The sequence below is a fragment of the Streptomyces sp. NPDC001480 genome (assembly GCF_042894725.1).
Lineage (GTDB): Bacteria > Actinomycetota > Actinomycetes > Streptomycetales > Streptomycetaceae > Streptomyces.
Genome location: NZ_JBIAVX010000001.1, coordinates 446,227 through 463,977 on the forward strand (window position 1 = coordinate 446,227; position 17,751 = coordinate 463,977).

17 protein-coding genes are annotated in these 17,751 nt (G+C 72.9%); 7 read left to right on the plus strand and 10 right to left on the minus strand.

Annotated features, from left to right (window positions below):
• Window positions 1–187 precede the first annotated feature (187 nt).
• On the plus strand, window positions 188–904 hold the full coding sequence (locus ACFY01_RS02125; protein WP_390733694.1) for a class F sortase: 717 nt from the start codon (window positions 188–190) through the stop codon (window positions 902–904).
• 18 nt (window positions 905–922) lie between these two features.
• On the opposite strand, the gene ACFY01_RS02130 is transcribed toward ACFY01_RS02125, so the two are convergent.
• Window positions 923–1,765, minus strand: coding sequence for a polysaccharide deacetylase family protein (locus tag ACFY01_RS02130; RefSeq protein ID WP_390733695.1), 843 nt, complete (start codon window positions 1,763–1,765; stop codon window positions 923–925).
• Between the two features lie 192 nt (window positions 1,766–1,957).
• On the opposite strand from ACFY01_RS02130, the gene ACFY01_RS02135 reads away from it, so the two are divergent.
• Window positions 1,958–2,419, plus strand: a complete 462-nt coding sequence (locus ACFY01_RS02135) for a universal stress protein (RefSeq protein WP_390733696.1) — start codon at window positions 1,958–1,960, stop codon at window positions 2,417–2,419.
• Here ACFY01_RS02135 and ACFY01_RS02140 read toward each other — a convergent pair.
• On the minus strand, window positions 2,355–3,608 hold the full coding sequence (locus ACFY01_RS02140) for an MFS transporter (RefSeq protein WP_390733697.1): 1,254 nt from the start codon (window positions 3,606–3,608) through the stop codon (window positions 2,355–2,357). The genes ACFY01_RS02135 and ACFY01_RS02140 overlap by 65 nt on opposite strands.
• A gap of 214 nt (window positions 3,609–3,822) precedes the next feature.
• Here ACFY01_RS02140 and ACFY01_RS02145 point away from each other — a divergent pair, with 214 nt between their 5' ends.
• Window positions 3,823–5,250 (plus strand): amino acid permease, encoded by a 1,428-nt coding sequence (locus ACFY01_RS02145; RefSeq protein ID WP_390733698.1) that lies wholly within the window; start codon window positions 3,823–3,825, stop codon window positions 5,248–5,250.
• 49 nt (window positions 5,251–5,299) lie between these two features.
• Here the strand turns inward: ACFY01_RS02145 and ACFY01_RS02150 are convergent, their stop codons facing one another.
• On the minus strand, window positions 5,300–6,472 hold the full coding sequence (locus ACFY01_RS02150) for a CapA family protein (protein ID WP_390733699.1): 1,173 nt from the start codon (window positions 6,470–6,472) through the stop codon (window positions 5,300–5,302).
• 230 nt (window positions 6,473–6,702) lie between these two features.
• Between ACFY01_RS02150 and ACFY01_RS02155 the strand changes: the two genes are divergently transcribed.
• The 3 genes from ACFY01_RS02155 (at window position 6,703) to ACFY01_RS02165 (ending at window position 8,731) form a co-directional block, all read left to right on the plus strand.
• Window positions 6,703–7,251: a sigma-70 family RNA polymerase sigma factor gene (locus ACFY01_RS02155; RefSeq protein ID WP_390733700.1), complete on the plus strand. Its 549-nt coding sequence runs from the start codon at window positions 6,703–6,705 to the stop codon at window positions 7,249–7,251.
• A gap of 140 nt (window positions 7,252–7,391) precedes the next feature.
• Window positions 7,392–7,901 carry a hypothetical protein gene (locus ACFY01_RS02160; RefSeq protein ID WP_390733701.1) on the plus strand — a complete coding sequence of 170 codons (510 nt, stop codon included), beginning with the start codon at window positions 7,392–7,394 and terminating at the stop codon, window positions 7,899–7,901.
• A 164-nt stretch (window positions 7,902–8,065) separates the two neighbouring features.
• Window positions 8,066–8,731, plus strand: a complete 666-nt coding sequence (locus ACFY01_RS02165) for a zf-HC2 domain-containing protein (protein ID WP_390733702.1) — start codon at window positions 8,066–8,068, stop codon at window positions 8,729–8,731.
• A 19-nt stretch (window positions 8,732–8,750) separates the two neighbouring features.
• On the opposite strand, the gene ACFY01_RS02170 is transcribed toward ACFY01_RS02165, so the two are convergent.
• Both ACFY01_RS02170 and ACFY01_RS02175 read right to left on the minus strand, forming a co-directional pair.
• Window positions 8,751–9,614, minus strand: coding sequence for an Fpg/Nei family DNA glycosylase (locus ACFY01_RS02170; protein WP_390733703.1), 864 nt, complete (start codon window positions 9,612–9,614; stop codon window positions 8,751–8,753).
• A gap of 229 nt (window positions 9,615–9,843) precedes the next feature.
• Window positions 9,844–11,919, minus strand: a complete 2,076-nt coding sequence (locus tag ACFY01_RS02175) for a SpoIIE family protein phosphatase (RefSeq protein WP_390733704.1) — start codon at window positions 11,917–11,919, stop codon at window positions 9,844–9,846.
• A 140-nt stretch (window positions 11,920–12,059) separates the two neighbouring features.
• Here ACFY01_RS02175 and ACFY01_RS02180 point away from each other — a divergent pair, with 140 nt between their 5' ends.
• Window positions 12,060–13,481 (plus strand): lipase maturation factor family protein, encoded by a 1,422-nt coding sequence (locus tag ACFY01_RS02180; RefSeq protein ID WP_390733705.1) that lies wholly within the window; start codon window positions 12,060–12,062, stop codon window positions 13,479–13,481.
• Here ACFY01_RS02180 and ACFY01_RS02185 read toward each other — a convergent pair.
• The 5 genes from ACFY01_RS02185 to ACFY01_RS02205 are packed head-to-tail and all read right to left on the minus strand — an operon-like array spanning window position 13,469 to window position 17,673.
• Window positions 13,469–14,308: an amidohydrolase family protein gene (locus ACFY01_RS02185; RefSeq protein ID WP_390733706.1), complete on the minus strand. Its 840-nt coding sequence runs from the start codon at window positions 14,306–14,308 to the stop codon at window positions 13,469–13,471. The genes ACFY01_RS02180 and ACFY01_RS02185 overlap by 13 nt on opposite strands.
• Window positions 14,305–14,619, minus strand: a complete 315-nt coding sequence (locus tag ACFY01_RS02190) for an L-rhamnose mutarotase (protein ID WP_390733707.1) — start codon at window positions 14,617–14,619, stop codon at window positions 14,305–14,307. Before ACFY01_RS02190 ends, ACFY01_RS02185 begins: the two co-directional genes overlap by 4 nt.
• Entirely contained in the window at window positions 14,616–15,584 is a 969-nt protein-coding gene (locus ACFY01_RS02195; protein WP_390733708.1) for an aldo/keto reductase, read from the minus strand. Before ACFY01_RS02195 ends, ACFY01_RS02190 begins: the two co-directional genes overlap by 4 nt.
• Window positions 15,581–16,336: an SDR family NAD(P)-dependent oxidoreductase gene (locus ACFY01_RS02200; RefSeq protein ID WP_390733709.1), complete on the minus strand. Its 756-nt coding sequence runs from the start codon at window positions 16,334–16,336 to the stop codon at window positions 15,581–15,583. Before ACFY01_RS02200 ends, ACFY01_RS02195 begins: the two co-directional genes overlap by 4 nt.
• Window positions 16,333–17,673 carry an L-fuconate dehydratase gene (locus ACFY01_RS02205; RefSeq protein ID WP_390733710.1) on the minus strand — a complete coding sequence of 447 codons (1,341 nt, stop codon included), beginning with the start codon at window positions 17,671–17,673 and terminating at the stop codon, window positions 16,333–16,335. Before ACFY01_RS02205 ends, ACFY01_RS02200 begins: the two co-directional genes overlap by 4 nt.
• Between the last annotated feature and the right edge of the window lie 78 nt (window positions 17,674–17,751).

A 17,751-nucleotide genomic window follows, 5' to 3' on the forward strand; every position in this document is an offset into this window, starting at 1 on the left:
AGAATGGTCCGTCCGGGTGAGACAGCACCCCCCGAGAAAAGCGCACCATCGGATAATTGCGCAGGTCACGGGCCGTCAGAAAAATTCTCGGAACGGCAACTCGGATGGCGCACGGCCACTCCGTTCGGGCCACCCGTTCGCCCGCCGCCCCGTCGCCGGGCGCGTCCGGGGGACTTAGCGTTTGCCCATGCGCGAGGGACGTCATGACGGCCGTGTCGACTGGGGATGGCGCACGCCCGCGTCCGATCCGGCCGCGCTGGCCGAAGAGGAGGCGCGGCGGCGGAAGCGCGCACCCTGGGGCGTGGTCGCGCTGGTTCTGCTGACCGGACTGGCCCTGATCCGCAACGGTTCGGGAGAGTTCGACACAGGCCCGCCGCAGCCCGCGTCGGCGGCGGCCGCGGACAGCGGCGCGGGCGCCGGCGCCTTCGCGGACTCCCCCGCCCCGCTGGCGTTCTCCGTGGTCGACCGGGTGCGGATCCCAGCGATCCAGGTCGACGCCCCGGTCGTCCCGGTCGGTCTGGACTCGGACGGCTGGGTCGCCGCGCCGCCCCCGGACAACCCCAACCTGGCCGGCTGGTTCACCGGTGCGGTGTCCCCCGGCGAGAAGGGCACGGCCGTCATCGTCGGCCACGTCGACAACCAGCAGGGCCCCGCCGTGTTCTACGGGCTCGGGGCCCTGAAGAAGGGCAACCGGATCGAGGTGGCCCGCCAGGACGGAAAGATCGCGGTGTTCGAGATCTACGGCGTCGAGGTCTTCGCGAAGAAGGACTTCCCCGGTGACCGGGTCTACGCGTCGAAGGGCACACCGGAACTCAGGGTCATCACGTGCGGCGGAGGTTTCTCCAAGCAGAACGGCTACGACGGCAACGTCGTCGTCTTCGCCCGCCTGACCGAGGTCCGCTGAGCGCCTCGGCACTTCCGGTCAACCGCGGCGCCGGTGGGGGACGGTGACGTGGTAGCCGGAGTCCAGGAGGTACGGCAGGTACGTGCGCAGCGCCTGGACGCTCTGCGAGCGGTCGCCCCCGGCGTCGTGGGAGAGGACCACGACGCCGGGGCCGGCGCCGCTCTCGACCCGGTCGACGACGGTGCGGGTGCCGGGGGTCGTCCAGTCGCGGCTGTCGACCGTCCAGGCGAGCGGCTCCATGCCCATCTCGGCCCCCAGTTGGAAGGCCGCGCGGTTCCAGGCGCCGTAGGGGGCGCGGAACCACTGGGGGCGCTCGCCGTAGGCGTCCTCGATGACGTCGCTGGTGCGCTCCATCTCGTCACGGATCTCCGCCCGGTCCAGCTGGGTGAGCTGCGGGTGGGTCCAGGTGTGGTTGCCCACGACGTGCCCGGCGTCGGCCATCCGCGCCAGCAGTTCCTTGTTGTCGACGGCCATCTCGCCGCACACGAAGAACATCGCGCGGACGTCGTACTTCGCCAGGGTGTCCAGGATGTGCGGGGTGTAGCGGGGGTCCGGTCCGTCGTCGAAGGTCAGCACCATGGTCCGGCCGCGTACGGGGAACCGCATGATGGGTTCACTGCGTACCGCGAGCCGTCCGGGCCGGGCGGGCGGCGGCGCGTCTCCGGTCAGCGGCCGAAGGCGGTAGGCGGACGGCCTCAGCGCGGCGCGGGCCTGCGGGCCGGCGGCGGGACCGGCACCGGCCCGCAGGGGTTCCTCCCCGCCCGTCCCCGCGATGAACAGTCCGGCCGTCCCCGCGGCCCCCACGGCTGCGGCGCCGGCGAGGAGAGCCTGGCGGCGCGTGAGCAACTGGTCCTTCGTCATGACTCATCAGTCGCCCGCACGCCGTCGGCGCACCACGACGACACCGGTGCGGAGGCACGGAAGCACTCGCCCGGCCCAGCCGTGTCCGGCCGAACGCGGGACCCGGTGGCGGCCCGGAGGCGGCCCGGTGGCGGGCCCCGGTGGCGGACTCCGGCACCGGCGCGCCGGTGGGGTTCCGATAGCCTCGCAGCCGTGACGGAACAGCACTCCCACCAGTTCGAACGGGGCACGGACGGGCCCAAGGTCATCGTCGCCGGCGTGGACGGCTCCGAGTCCTCGCTCAGGGCCGCCGCCTACGCGGGCGGTCTCGCGCGGCGCCAGCACGCGCTGCTCGCGGTCGTGTACGTACAGCCGGTGATGGCGGCGGGCGCGGCCCTCGGGGCGCCGGTGGCGGAGACGACCGACGAGATCGCCGAGGACCTGGCCGCCCAGATCCGGGAGGCGGCGGAGCGCGTCAAGGGCATCTACGACGTCCGCTGGGAGTTCCACACCTTCCGCGGCGACCCCTTCAGCGGCCTGGTGAAGGCGGCGGACGACCTGAAGGCCGACGCCGTGGTCGTCGGTGCCTCGGAGCAGGCCGGGCACCGCATCATCGGCTCGGTGGCGATCCGGCTGGTGAAGGCGGGGCGGTGGCCGGTGACGGTCGTTCCGTAGCCTCGCGGGGTCCGCGCCACAGCAGCGGCGGGGTCGCGAGGAGCAGGACGCCGGCGAGGGCGATCGCGACGCGCGGGCCGGTGAGACCGGCCAGCAGGCCCCACAGGGCGGTCAGCGCGGCGGTGGTGGCCTTGCCGGTGACCGACCAGGCGGACAGGGTGCGGACGACCCGGTCGTCCGGGGTGCACTGAAGGCGGCGGGTGGCGTACACCGGGCTGTAGACGGCCGAGCAGGTGATCACCCCGAGCTCCAGGACCATCACCAGCAGCAGTCCGGGCAGCCCGGGCCGGACGAAGGCCAGCCCGAGCGGCCAGACGACGCGCAGGGCGCCCGCGGCGCGCAGCACCCGCACCTGCCCGTGGCGGGCGACCAGCGGTCCGGCCAGCCGGGAGCCGACCAGGCCGCCGAGGCAGGGCGCGGCGAAGGCGAGGCCGTACTGCCAGGGGGCGAAGCCGAGCGGGCCGAGCATGAGGACGGCCAGCGGCGGCACGGCGACCATGATCAGGGCGTTGGCCGCGAGGTTGTTGAAGAACAGCGGCCGCAGCTCCGGGCTGGTGAGGATGTGCCGCCAGCCGTCGAGCAGGTCGGCGGCCCGCGGGCGTTCCGCCTTCCCCCGCTCGGGGTGCGGCTCGCCGCCACCGACGGCCCGGATGCCGAGCGCCGACAGCAGGAAGCTGACCGCGTTCGCCACGACCGTCGTGACCGGGCCGAACAGGCCGATCGCGGCGCCGCCGAGGGGCGGCCCGAGGACCAGCGCGGTCCAGTTCGTGGACTCGAACCGGGCGTTGGCGATGAGCAGTCGGTCGGCCGGCACGAGGCTCTTCAGGAAGGCGCCGGAGGCCGCGTTGAAGGTGATGTCGGCGGCCGCGACGATCACGGAGACCAGCAGCAGCTGGCCGAGGCCGAGCCAGCCGAACGCGTAGGCGGCGGGGATCGTCAGCAGGGCGGCGCACCTGATCAGGTCCATCCCCGCCATCACCGGCCGCTTGCGCCGGAACTCCACCCACGGCCCGAGCGGCACCGCCGCCACGGCACCCACGGCGGGCCCGGTCGCGGCGAGCAGCGCCACCTCGGCGGACCCGGCGTGCAGCGCGAGAACCGCGATCACCGAGAACGCGTCGAAGGCGAGCCAGGTACCGACCGCGCTCACCGAGTACGCGGCCCACAGCCACCCGAACCGCCGTCCCATGCCCGACCTCCCCGTAGCCCCGGGACATGAAATCGGGCGGGTGACCGCCGGATCAAACAACCTCCGGGGCGATCTTTCACAACCGTGGGTTGTACGGTGCCTCCGCCCGCCCGCCGCGAACTCGGGCGTCCGTGCGCGGGGGGTTCACTCCGGCGCGCCACTGAGCCATCATGATCCGCCGTCAGCCGTTACGGTGGGCGAAGAGGTGAGGCGCATGGCCAGGCTCCGCGCGGGTGAAGGCATTCTCCGCCGCAAACCCATCGAACACATCGAGGAGACCGAGCTCGGCGAGGGTCCCCGCCTCGACAGATCGCTCGGTCTGTGGCAGCTCACCGCGATCGGCGTGGGCGGCATCATCGGGGCCGGCATCTTCACCCTGGCCGGCACGGTGGCCAACGGCACGGCGGGGCCCGCGGTGCTGGTCTCCTTCCTCATCGCCGGTCTCGCCAGCGCCTGCGCCGCCCTGTCGTACGCCGAGTTCGCGGGGCTGATCCCGAAGGCCGGCTCCGCCTACACCTACGGTTACGCCGTCCTCGGCGAGTTCGCGGGCTGGTTCATCGGCTGGGACCTGCTGCTGGAGTACACCGCGATCGTGGCGGTGGTCGCGATCGGCATCTCCGGGTACTTCGGGTTCCTGGTCGAGGAGTTGGGCGCGCACCTGCCCGCCTGGATGCTGGGGGCGCCGGGAACCGGTAACGGGCACCGGGTCGACCTGTTCGCCGCGATCCTCTGCCTGCTCATCGCCTGGCTGCTGACTCAGGGCATCCGCAGCGCGGCCCGCTTCGAGACGTTCGTGGTGGCGGTGAAGGTGCTGGTGGTGCTGGTGGTGATCGGCGTGGGCGTGTTCCACATCGACTCCGCGAACTACCACCCGTTCTTCCCGTTCGGGATCAGCGGGGCGTTCACCGGCGCGGCGACCGTGTTCTTCGCGGTCTTCGGCTACGACGCGATGTCGACGGCGGCCGAGGAGTCACAGGACGCCCAGCGGCACATGCCGAAGGCGATCATCTACTCGCTGGCGATCTCGATGGTCCTGTACGTGGCGGCCTGCCTGGTGCTGACCGGCATGCAGAACTACAAGGACATCGACCCGGAGAGCGGCTTCTCCTCGGCGTTCAAGGCGGTGGGGCTGAACGGGCTCGCGGACGTGATCGCGGTGGGCGCGATCATCGGCATCCTCACGGTGATGTTCACCTTCATGCTGGGTGTCACCCGGGTCTGGTTCTCCATGTCCCGCGACGGGCTGCTGCCCCAGTGGTTCGCCAAGACGCACCCGACGCGGCACGTGCCGACACGGGTCACGTGGATCGTCGGCGCGGCGTCGGCCCTGATCGCCGGGTTCGTCCCGATCGCGGAGGCGGCGGAGCTGACCAACATCGGCATCCTGCTGGCGTTCGTGGTGGTGTGCACCGCGGTCATCGTGCTGCGCTACCGGCAGCCGGACCTGCCGCGCGGCTTCCGCACACCGTGGATGCCGTTCGTGCCGGCGCTGGGGGTCGTCTTCTCGATCTGGCTGATCACGTTCCTCCAGTGGCAGACGTGGGTGCGGTTCGCCGTGTGGTTCGTGGTGGGCTGCGTGATCTACTTCGGTTATTCGTACCGGCGGTCGGCGCTGGCGAGAAGCGCGCCGACGGAGGGTTAGGCCGGCGGAGGGTCGGGCCGGCTGACGGTCAGGGCGGGCGCTCGCGGTGTCACCGGCCCATCAGCAGGCCGTCCCTCGCCGCGCCGCGGGCGAGCACCGTGCCGCGGATCTCGTCGCGCACACCGGTCAGGTCGGCGCCGCCGGCGATCGCCTGGCCGAGGTCGACCACCCGGCCGGCGTCGAGGTCGTACATCTGCGGGACGAACTCGGCGCGGGTGACCTCCCAGCGGCCGCCGGGACGGGTCGGCGGGGTGAAGGTGAAGCGGCCGAGGGTGGACTCGTTGCCGCCCCGGTTGCGGACGTTCCGGTCGTCCGGCGGGGTGCCGGTGATCTGGTCGCCCAGGCCGTAGGCCACCCAGGTGCCGTTGACCTTCTCGTAGGCCTGCGGGACGTGGGCGCCGGTGCCGAGGACGAGGTCGATGTCGGGGCGGCCGCCCGTACGCGCGGCGGTGAGCCGCTCGGCGAGGGCGAGCTGGCGCCGGTCGGGGGCAGCCTGCCCCTCGGTGCCCCAGTGCAGGGAGACGACGACCACGTCGGCGCCGGCCTGCCGGGCGGCGCGGGCGTCGGCGAGGACCCGGTTCTCGTCGATCAGGTCGACGGCCCAGGGCTGCCCCGGGGGCATCCGGAGGGCGTCGGTGGCGTCCGTGTACGCGAGCTGCGCGACCTTCGCCGGGCCCGCGCGCAGGATCGTCGGGGTGTGCGCCTCGGCCTCGGTGCGCGCGGTCCCGGTGTGGCGCAGGGCCGCCCTGTCCATGGCGTCCAGGGTGCGCCGGATGGCGGCCGGGCCGCTGTCGGTGGCGTGGTCGGAGGCGGTGGAGCAGCTGTCGTAACCGGTGGCGACGAGCGCCTCGGCCAGCTCCGGCGGGGACTCGAAGGCCGGACGCCCGCCGGTGCCGGGCCGCGCCCCCCGGACGGTCTCCAGGTGACACAGGGCCAGGTCGGCCGTGTAGACGGCACCTTGGGAGCCGGCCAGCATCGGGCGGAAGTCGTGGCCGGTGCCGCGGGCGTCGAAGCGGGCCCGGTCCACGGCGGCACCGTCCGGCAGGACGGCTCCCGAGGCGACCAGGGTGAAGCCGGGCGCGAGCGCGGGCGGCGCGGGCCTTCCCGGCCGTGCCGAGGGGCCCGGCGGCCTCGGCTCGTCCCGCATCTGGGCCTGGCAGGCGGCGCCCCCTGCGAGGAGCGCGGTCAGGGCCAGGGCCACCTGCCGTCTGAGTGCGATCATCAGTTCACCCCACGGTTATCGCATTTAAAGATAAAACCGATAAAACAGATAAATAGGTACGAAGCTGGATGGCGTCGCAAACGGCTCAGGCGCCCTCATTGACCCGTCCGGTGTCACCGCGGCAGCGGAGCGGACCGTTCACCGAACCGTTCGTCGACGCGATCGACCGTCCGTCGCAGATCCCCGTGCGCCCCCTGTCGCCGGGCCGGACCCTGCGGTGCCATACGGCCATGACGGCCGGAACCACCCTGCCCACCGGGACGACGACCGCCGAGCACGAGCTCGCCGCGCTCCAGCGCGAGCACGGCCGACCGCTCTTCGCGCTGCTGCTGCGGCTGTGCGACGGGGACCGGCAGCGCGCCGAGGACCTCGCGCAGGAGACCCTCGTACGCGCCTGGCAGCATCCCGAGGCGCTGCGCGCCGACGACTTCGACTCCGTACGGCCCTGGCTGCTGACCGTGGGCCGGCGGCTCGCCATCGACGCCCGCCGGGCCCGGCAGGCACGGCCGCCCGAGGTCGGCGACGCGGTGCTGGAGAACGCCCGGGTGATCGGCGACCACGCCGAGCGGGCGGCCGCGATGCTCGACGTGCGCGAGGCTGTGAAGACACTCACTCCGGAGCACCGTGAAGTCCTGGTGCTCGTGTACTTCCAAGGGGCGAGTGTTGCGGAGGCCGCGGAAACCCTCGGGATTCCGCCCGGTACCGTGAAGTCCCGCGCGTATTACGCGCTGCGCGCCCTGCGCCGGGTGCTTCCGGGTTACGCGGCCGACCTGCGATGAAACCTCTTCAGGGCAAAGGCTTCGTAAAGCGCCTTGCTGAGGACCCCGGTTGAGCAATCAGCTGTCTTCATCCGTGTTCCGGACTGGGGGTTCGGGCGACGCGCGCACGTACCGCACGTACCGGAGGAAGGCAGGAAGGGATGCTGCACAGAGGCCAAGAAGGCACGCCCGGTGCCGACGGCGGTGAACTGACCGTCCCCATGGCTTGGCTGTACGCCGAGTACATCGCCGACGAGCTGCTGCGGACCGGGGACCTGATGCCGCCGACGTCCTTCGAGTTCCGGGCCGGCCGGGACGCGCTGGCGCTGACCGTCTTCCTGTCCGACACCGACGGCGAGCTCTCCGGCATCCGGGTCGTCTCCCAGCTGGAGACCTGGCTGTCGCTGACGGCGTACGACCAGCCGTGGCAGGACTGGGTGCGCGAGCGCATGGCGGAGCTCGCCGCCGAGCCGACGGACACCCCGTCGCCGGACCTGGCGCTGGCCGCGGACGCCTGGCGGTGGCTGGAGGAGACCGAGCTGCTCGCGCCCGATCTGGACGCCGTGCCGGGCGGCGGACCGGTGGTCGGCGAGGAGGACGGACCGAAGGTCTGGACGCCCGCGTGGCGGCTCGGACTGCCGCTCGGCCACCTGGCCATCCACCTCTTCTGAAGTGCCTTCTGAACTTTTTTCGAAGACGGACCAATCCGCGTGCCCGGCCGTTACGAATCCGTTGGTTACGATTCTGTACGCGCCTTGAGTGATTCCTCTGTCCGGTGCGTACGGGTGGGAGCAAGGAGTAACCCCACCCGCACCCATCGGCATGAGGATTCGGCATGAGGTCCCTGGAACGGCATCGCGACGTCGGCGCTTACGCGCTCGGCGTGCTCGACGAGGCGGAGGCTTTCCGCTTCGAGGACCACCTCATGGAGTGCCCCCAGTGCGCGGCACACGTGACCGAATTCGGGCCCGCGGCCCGGCAGTTGCTGCTGTACCGGCGGGCGACCCCGCGCTTCGTGCACCCCATGGCACAGCCCGGGCCCCGGATGCTGGACGGCCTGCTGGCCGCGGTGTCCACCCGGCGGCGGGCCGGCCGCCGGCGCTTCCTGTACGGCCTGGCCGCCTCGGTGGTGTTCGCGGTGGCCGGTCCCTCGATCGCCATGTACGCGACCCACGGGAGCGGCACCGGCGGCGCCACCGCGCAGGTCATGGCGGCGACCGACGCGCACTCGGGTGTGTGGGCCCAGGTCACCGTCAAGGACGACGAGCACGGCAGCGACGTGCAGCTGAAGGTCAAGGACGGCGTCGGCTCCCGCTCCTGCCGGCTCGTCGCCGTCGGCCGCGACGGCTCGGAGCAGGTCATCACCAGCTGGGCCCAGGCCGGCCACGGCGCCGGCATGGCCACCGTCGAGGGCGGCTCCTCGATGCACATGGCCGATGTCGCCACGTACGAGGTGCGCACCGCGGAGGGCCAGAAGCTGCTGACGCTGGACGCCGGGTAGCCGCTGTGCGGGCGGGCGGCTACTTCAGCAGCCGTGACATCCTGCGGTCCGCGAGTGGCTTGCCGCCCGTCTGGCAGGTGGGGCAGTACTGGAGCGAGGAGTCGCTGAAGGAGACCTCGCGGATGGTGTCGCCGCAGACCGGGCAGGGCTCGCCGGTGCGGCCGTGCACCCGCAGGCCGCTCTTCTTCTCCGCCTTCAGCCGGCCGGCGGCCAGACCGCGGGAGCGTTCGACCGCCTCGGTGAGGGTGGTGCGCAGGGCCGTGTGCAGGGTGCGCACCTCGTCCGGGGTGAGGGAGGCGGCCAGCTTGAACGGGGACATGCGCGCCGCGTGCAGGATCTCGTCGCTGTAGGCGTTGCCCACGCCCGCGATGAGGCTCTGGTCGCGCAGGGCGCCCTTCAGCTGTCTGCGTTCGTCCTTCAGCAGGGCGGCGAGCCGGTCGGCGTCGAAGTCGCCGGCGAGCGGGTCCGGGCCGAGGCGGGCGATGCCCGGGACCTCCCGTGGATCGTGCACGACGTACACCGCGAGGCGCTTCTGCGTGCCGGCCTCGGTGAGGTCGAAGCCCTCACCGGTCTCCAGGGCCACGCGCAGGGCGAGGGGGCCCTTTCCCGGGCGGGGCGGGCCGTCGGGGAGTCGTTCCTTCCACTGGAGCCAGCCGGCGCGGGCCAGGTGGGTGACCAGGCGGGGGCCGCCGTCCGTCGCGATGTCGAGGAACTTGCCGTGCCGCCGCACGGACGTGACCTCGCGGCCCTCCAGGGCGGTGAGCGGCGGCTCGTACGTCTTCAGGACGCTGATCGCCACGGGCAGCACCCGCACCACCTCGTGGCCGACCAGGTGCTCGGCCAGGAAGTCCTTCAGCGCCTCCACCTCTGGCAGTTCCGGCATACGTCCAGAGTGCCATCCGGGACCGGTTCGGTCAGGTCAGCTCCGGCACCGCGAACTCCCACCCCAGACACCTCCTGCGAGCGCCCGAGCGCCCGGGCGCCGTCCCGGACCCATGCGGTGAGACCTGGCCCGGCACCGTGCACCCGCACCGCGGGTACCGCCCCACCCGCACCCCGCACGTCGGCCACCCGGCCGGCGTGTGGGCGTACATCTACCGCGGCCCGCGCGGTCAGGCCTGGTCCGGGACCGTGAACTCGCACCACACGCACTTGCCGCCGCCCCTGGCCTCCACGCCCCAGGCGTCGGCGAGCTGGTCGACCAGGAGCAGGCCTCGGCCGGAGACTTGGGACTCGCCCGCGTCGCGGCGGCGGGGCAGGGCGCTGGAGGAGTCCTCGACCTCGACGCGCAGCCGGTGGTCGATGCCGCTGAGGACCCGCAGGGTGACGATCGCGGAGCCCTCGGTGTGCATCAGGGCGTTGGTGATCAGTTCGTCGGCGACCAGCTCGATCTCGTCGGCGCGTTCGCCGATGCCCCAGGCGCGGACCGCGGCGCGGATCATGTGCCGGGCGAGTCTGAGGGCCTCGGGGTCGCCGGGGGCCACGTGCTGCTGGAGCCGGCCGCCGGTGCGCGGCAGGTCCCGGCCGCGGCGGCGCAGCAGGAGCAGGGCCACGTCGTCGTCGCCGCCGCGTTCCTCGGCCACGTCGATCAGCCGGTCGGCGAGGTCGCGTACGTCGTCGGGGCCCGACTCGATGAGCGCGGTCAGGGTGCGCAGCCCGTCGTCGAGGTCGGCGCCGGGCTGTTCGACGAGTCCGTCGGTGCACAGCAGCAGGGTCTGGCCGGGGTCGAGCTCGACGGTGGACACCGGGTACTCCAGGCGGCCGAACTCGGCGGACAGTCCCAGCGGCAGGCCGCCCTCGACGGATATCCGGCGGCAGGACCCGTCGGTGTGCCGGATCAGCGGGTCGATGTGGCCGGCGCGGACCATCTGGACCACGCCGGTGGCGAGGTCGGCCTCCGCGTACAGGCAGGTGGCGAACCGGTCGGTGTCGAGTTCGTGCAGGAACCCGGAGGCGCGGGCCATCACGGTGGCCGGGGTGTGCCCCTCGGCGGCGTACGCGCGCAGCACGATGCGCAGCTGGCCCATGACGGCGGCCGCGTGCGTGTCGTGGCCCTGGACGTCGCCGATGACCGCGCCGACCCGGCCGCCGGGCAGCGGGATCAGGTCGTACCAGTCGCCGCCGATGTCCCGGCCGAGCGATGCCGAGCGGTAGCGGACCGCCACGTCCGCCCCGGCCACGCTGGGGATCGTGCGGGGCAGCATCGCCTGCTGGAGGCCCTGGGCGAGGTCCTTCTCCTCCTCGTACAGCATGGCCCGCTGGAGGCTCTGCGCGATGCTGCTGCCGAGGGCGACCAGGACGGTGCGCTCCTCGTCGGAGAAGCCGCGCCGGTCGCCGTAGAGCAGGCCCATCGCGCCGATCGGGCGGGCCTGCGCGATCAGCGGCAGATAGGCGGCGGAGGTGATCCTCAAGTCGGTGATGTGCGGCCACAGGATCGGGTAGCCCTCGGCGAACTCCTCCGGGGACTCGATGAAGCGCGGGGCGAGGGTCCGCACGACCTCGCTCATCGGGTAGGGCTCGTCGATCCGGGTGATGCTGGTGCCGGGCACGATGCCCGTCTCCGGCCCCTCGGCGACCATCCGGATCCGGCCGGCCTCCACCAGGCCCATGACCAGGCTGGTCGCGCCGAGGTGGCGGACGCCGTGGGTGTCCTTGAGGACGTCGATGACGTCCTGGACGCTGCGGGCGTGCGAGAGGGCCGCGGTGATCACCTGTACGACGCCGGTCTGCCGCCGCACCGCCGCGTCCTGGGCGGCGCGCAGGCTGCGGGCCTCGCTCTCCGCCAGCTCCTGGGTGGCGTCCCGGACGATGCCGATGACCCGGCGCGGACGGCCCGTCTCGTCGCGCCGGATGTAACCCTGGGTGTGCGTCCAGCGCCGGCTGCCGTCGCGGCAGCGCAGCCGGAAGTACGCGCCGTAGTTCTCGCTGCCGTCCTTGATGGCCCGGGCCACCACGGCGTCCAGTTGGCCGGCCTCCGGCGGGGGCACCCGGCTGGCGAGGGTCTCCGGGCGGCCGTCGTACTCCTCGGGGAGGATGTCGAAGACCTCGTGCGCCTGGGCGTCCATGTGGAACAGACCGGTGTCCAGGTCCCAGTCGAAGGTGCCCATGTGGTTGAGCGCCAGGATCGGATCCGGATGGGCGGTCCAGTCGTCCGGGAGTGACAGGGCGCTCGCGCCCCGGTGAGCCATGGAGCCACCTTGCCAGGATTCGGGCGATTCTTCGAGTGGGACGACGGCCCGGGACCGGCCGGGTTACGCAACCGCCGGCGTGCGGTACACGGAGTGACGGGCATCCGGGGCGTCCACCGTGGAGGGAGGAGCGCACGGCCGTGAACTGGTTCACCGCACCCGAGTACTGGTTGAGCCGGCTGGTCTTCCAGCGGGCGCTGGCCGCCCTGTACCTCGTCGCGTTCCTCGGCGCGGCCCTTCAGTTCCGGGCCCTGCTGGGCGAGCGGGGCATGCTGCCGATCCCCCGGTTCGTCGAGCGGGTGCCGTTCCGGCGCGCCCCGAGCCTGTTCCATCTGCGCTACTCGGACCGCCTCTTCGCGGCCTGCGCCTGGACGGGCTGTGCCGTCTCGGCGGCGCTGCTCGCCGGCCTCGACTCCCGGCTGCCGCTGTGGGGCGGCATGCTGCTGTGGCTGGTCCCGTGGGCGCTGTACCTGTCCATCGTCAACGTGGGCCAGACCTGGTACGCGTTCGGCTGGGAGTCGCTGCTGCTGGAGGTCGGCTTCCTCGCCGTCCTCCTCGGCAACGACGAGGTCGCCCCGCCGGTCGTGGTGCTCTTCCTGCTGCGCTGGGTGCTGTTCCGGGTGGAGTTCGGCGCGGGCCTGATCAAGATGCGCGGGGACGCCTGCTGGCGGAAGCTGACCTGTCTGGACTACCACCACGAGACCCAGCCGATGCCGGGCCCGCTGAGCTGGTTCTTCCACCATCTGCCCAGGCCCGTGCACCGGGTGGAGACGGCCGCCAACCACTTCACCCAACTGGTCGTGCCGGTGCTGCTGTTCGCCCCGCAGCCCGTGGCGACGGCCGCCGCCGCCCTGATGATCGTCACCCAGCTGTGGCTGGTGCTGTCCGGCAACTTCGCGTGGCTGAACTGGATCACCATCGTGGTGGCCCTGTCGGCGGTCCGGTTCCCCACACGTCCGCCGTCCGTGCCCGCGGCGCCCCTGTGGTACGAGATCGTGGTCCTGGCCGTCGCCGCGCTGCTGGTGTTCCTCAGCTACCACCCGGTGGTGAACATGGTCTCGCGCGCCCAGGTGATGAACCGTTCCTTCGACCCGCTGCACCTGGTGAACACCTACGGCGCGTTCGGCAGCGTCAGCCGGATCCGGTACGAGGTGGTGGTGGAGGGCACGCTCGACGCCGTACCGCGGGAGGACTCGGGCTGGCGGGAGTACGAGTTCAAGGGCAAGCCGGGAGATCCCGGGCGCTGGCCGCGCCAGTTCGCGCCCTACCATCTGCGCCTCGACTGGCTGATGTGGTTCGCCGCGCTGTCGCCCGGGTACGCGGGGGCGTGGTTCGGCGGTCTGGTGGAGCGCCTGCTGGAGAACGACCCCGACACCCTCCGGCTGCTGCGCCGCTCCCCCTTCCCGCCCGGTGAGCCCCCGCGTCACGTCCGCGCCCGTCTCTTCCGCTACCGCTACACCACCTGGCGGGAGCTGCGGGAGACGGGCACGTGCTGGGAGCGGACCTTCGTCCGGGAGTACCTGCCGCCGACGCGGCTGGCGGGGATGGCTCAGAGGTCGTAGACCCGGGTGGCGGTGGTGTCGAGGACCGCGGAGCGTTCGGACGCGCTCAGGCCGGCCGTCACCTCCCCCACCACGGCGAGCGCCTCCTCGTAGGTCGCCGCCAGGGTGCACACGGGCCAGTCCGAGCCGGACATCAGCCGGTGGGGGCCGAAGGCGCTCAGGGCCACGTCCGTGTAGGGGCGCAGGTCCGCGGCGGTCCGGGCGGCGGGGTCGGCCTCGGTGAGCAGGCCGGAGAGTTTGGCGACGGTGTTGGGGAGCGCGGCGAGCGACCGGAGGGCGGACGCCCAGGGCTCGCGGGCGCCGGAGGCGATGGGCGGCTTGCCCAGGTGGTCCAGTACGAAGGTGAGACCGGGCAGCGACGCGGCCGCCTCGACGCAGGCGGGGAGCTGGTGCGGCAGGACGATCAGGTCGTAGACGAGGCCCGCCCCGGCGACCGCGGCCAGGCCGCGGCGCACGTCCGGGCGCAGCAGCCACCTTGGGTCGGCCTCGGACTGGACCTGGTGGCGGATGCCCTTCAGGTACCGGCCGCCGGGCAGTTCGCGCAGGCGGGCCAGTTCCTCGGCCACGTCGGGACGGGTGAGGTCGGTCCAGCCGACGACGCCGGCGATCAGGCCGTGCTCCTCGGCCAGGGCGAGGAACTCCGGGGTCTCCTCCGGCACGGTGACCGTCTGCACCAGGACGGTGCGGTCGACGCCGGCCGCGCGGGCCAGGGGTTCGAGGTCCGGCACGCGGAAGTCACGGCGCAGCGGCCTCAGGGCCGGGCCGGTGATCCACCCCTGGTCGCGGACCGACAGGTCCCACACGTGGTGGTGGGCGTCCACCGTCATGGCAGCTCCCAGACGACGGGCAGGCCGGCGTCCGCGCCCGCCCCCGAGTAGTCGTGCACGACGTCCAGCAGCTCGGCCATCCGGGCCTGCCAGGCGACGTTGACCGGCAGCTTCTCCAGTTCGGCGAGCAGGCGCGGGTAGTCCTCGCACTCCAGGACGTGGAAGAGGTCGGTGCCGCTGCGCCAGATCGTCCAGGAGGTGGCGCCGGCGGCGCGGATCGCGTCGGTGAGTTCGGCCGGGACCTCCCGGTGGGCGGCCTCGTACTCGGTGACGCGGTCGGCGCGGACCCTGGTGTGCAGGGCGACTCTCATGACGGCTCCTGCGTGGGCAGCAGACCGGTGTCCCGCAGCTCCTGCCAGAAGGCGGCCGGGACGCGGGCGGCGAACTGCTCGGCGCAGTCGCCGGCCTCGTGCGCCGAGCGGGCACCGACGAGGACGCTCGCCACGGCCGGGTGCGCGGCGCAGAAGGCGAGGGCGGCGGCCCGCAGGGTGGTGCCGTGCCGGGTGGCGGCCTCGTTCATGCGCAGGGCACGCTCCAGCAGCTCGGCCGGCGCCCGGGTGTAGTCGTACGTCGCGGTGGGCCTGGGGTCCGCCAGCAGGCCGGAGTTGAAGGCGCCGCCGACGACCACCGACACGCCGCGTTCGGCGGCGGCGGGCAGCAGCTCGGCCGCCGCGCTCTGGTCGAGGAGGGTGTACCGGCCCGCGCACAGCACCACGTCTACGTCCGTCTCGCGGACGAACCGGGTGAGCATCCCGGCCTGGTTCATGCCGGCGCCGATCGCGCCGACCACGCCCTCGGCACGGAGCTTCTCCAGGGCCGGGTAGCCCTCGCGGAAGGCCTGCTCGGCGTGGTCGTCGGGGTCGTGGAGGTAGACGACGTCCACGCGGTCCAGGCCGAGGCGTTCCAGGCTCGCCTCGAGGGAGCGCCGTACGCCGTCCGCGCTGAAGTCCCAGACGCGGCGGTGGGTGGCGGGTACGGCGAAGCCGTGCGCGAGGTCGTCGCCGCCCGCGTCCGAGGGCTCCAGGCGGCGGCCCACCTTCGTGGAGACCGTGTACTCGGCGCGGGGGAAGTCCCGCAGGGCCGCGCCGAGGCGGCGTTCGGACAGGCCGAGGCCGTAGTGCGGGGCGGTGTCGAAGTAGCGGATGCCCCGCTGCCAGGCCGTGCCGACCGCCTCGTACGCCTGGGTGTCGACGATCTCGGTGTACAGGTTGCCGATCACGGCGGCGCCGAAGCCCAGCGGGCTGACCCGGACCCCGCTGCGGCCGAGCGTCCTCACTGGCCCACCGGCCTCAGGCGCAGGCCCTGCATGCCGCCGTCGACGGCGAGGGCGGTGCCGGTGGTGGCGCCGGACAGGGGGCTCGCGAGGTAGGCGATGGCGCCCGCGACCTCGGCGGCCGAGACCAGGCGGCCGGTGGGCTGGCGGGCCTGAAGGGCGGCGCGTTCGGCGGCCGGGTCGGGGGCCGCGTCGAGCAGCCGGCCGATCCACGGGGTGTCCGCCGTGCCGGGGTTGACGCAGTTCACGCGGATGCCCTCGCGGACGTGGTCGGCGGCCATGGCGAGGGTGAGCGACTGCACGGCGCCCTTGGTTGCGCTGTACAGGGCGCGTTGCGGCAGGCCGGCGGTGGCCGCGATGGAGCAGGTGTTGACGATCGCGGCGTGCCGGGAGCGGCGCAGGTACGGGAGGGCGGCGCGGGCGGTGCGGACCATGCCGAGGACGTTGACGTCGAAGACGCGGCGCCACTCCTCGTCGTCGTTGTCCTCGACGGTGCCCTGGGCGCCGATGCCCGCGTTGTTGACCAGGACGTCCAGTCCGCCGAGGTTCTCGGCCGCCCGGTCCACGGCGGCGCGTACGGAGGCGTCGTCGGTGACGTCGGCGCGGAAGGCCAGCAGGGGCTTGTCGACGGAGGAGGGGTCGAGGTCGAGCACCGCCACCCGGGCGCCGCGCTCGGTGAGGAGTTCGGCGGTGGCCCGGCCGATGCCGGAGGCGCCGCCCGTCACCAGGGCCTTCAGGCCCTCGAAGTCGCTCATGCGGCCTTTCCTTTCCGCGTCTCGGGGTCGGTGGCCCAGAAGGTGCCGCCGGGGAACGTGTACCGCGCGATGGACTCGGGCCGCAGGGCGGCGGAGAAGCCCGGCGCGGTGGGTGCCGTGTAGTGGCCCTCGCGGATCACCACCGGGGCGAGGAAGTGTTCGTGCAGATGGTCGACGTACTCGATGACCCGGTCCTCGGTGGTGCCGGAGAGGGCCAGGTAGTCGAACATCGACAGGTGCTGGACGAGTTCGCACAGGCCCACGCCGCCCGCGTGCGGGCAGACGGGGACGCCGAACTTGGCCGCGAGCAGCAGGATCGCCAGGTTCTCGTTGACTCCGGCGACCCGGGCCGCGTCGATCTGCACGATGTCGAGGGCGCCGGCCTGGAGCAGTTGTTTGAAGACGATCCGGTTCTGGACGTGTTCGCCGGTGGCGACCTTGACCGGGGCCACGGCGGCGCGGATGGCGGCGTGGCCGAGGACGTCGTCGGGGCTGGTGGGCTCCTCGATCCAGTACGGGTCGAATTCGGCGAGGGCCTTGGTCCAGCGGATGGCCTCCTCGACGTCCCAGCGCTGGTTGGCGTCGATGGCCAGGCGGACGCCGGGTCCGACGACGGAGCGGGCGACCCGGCAGCGGCGTACGTCGTCGTCGAGGTCGGCGCCGACCTTCAGCTTGATCTGGGTGAAGCCGTCGGCGACGGCCTGGGCGGCGAGCCGGGTGAGTTTGTCGTCGTCGTAGCCGAGCCAGCCGGCGGAGGTGGTGTAGCCGGGGTAGCCGCGCTCCAGGAGGCGGGCCCGGCGCCCGGCGGCGCCCTCCCGGCCCCGGCGCAGGAGGTCCAGGGCCTCCTCGGGGGTGAGGGCGTCGGTGAGGTACCGGAAGTCGATCTGCCCGACGAGCCACTCGGGTTCGGCGTCGGCGAGCAGTTGCCACAGCGGTTTTGCGGCGCGTTTGGCGGCGAGGTCCCAGACGGCGTTGACCACGGCGCCGATCGCCATGTGCATCACACCCTTCTCGGGGCCGAGCCAGCGCAGCTGGCTGTCGCCGATCAGGTCCCGGAAGAGCGATCCGGGGTCGGCGCACATCTCCGCCACCGGGCGGCCGAGCACGTGGTCCCGCAGCGCGTCGATCGCGGCGACCTGGACATCGTTGCCCCGCCCGATGGTGAAGGTGAACCCGTGTCCCTCGTGCCCGTCGGCCGCGTCGGTGCGCAGCACCACGTAGGCCGCCGAGTAGTCGGGATCGGGGTTCATCGCGTCGGAGCCGTCCAGCTCGCGCGAGGTGGGGAAGCGGATGTCGTAGGTGTCGACCGCGGTGACACGGGCGGGGGTCGGGGACACAGCAGGCCTTTCCGTCAGGGGTTGGGTGGACGCCGGGGCTAGGCCCTGTCGTTTGGATCATCCCGGCGTCGCGGGGTC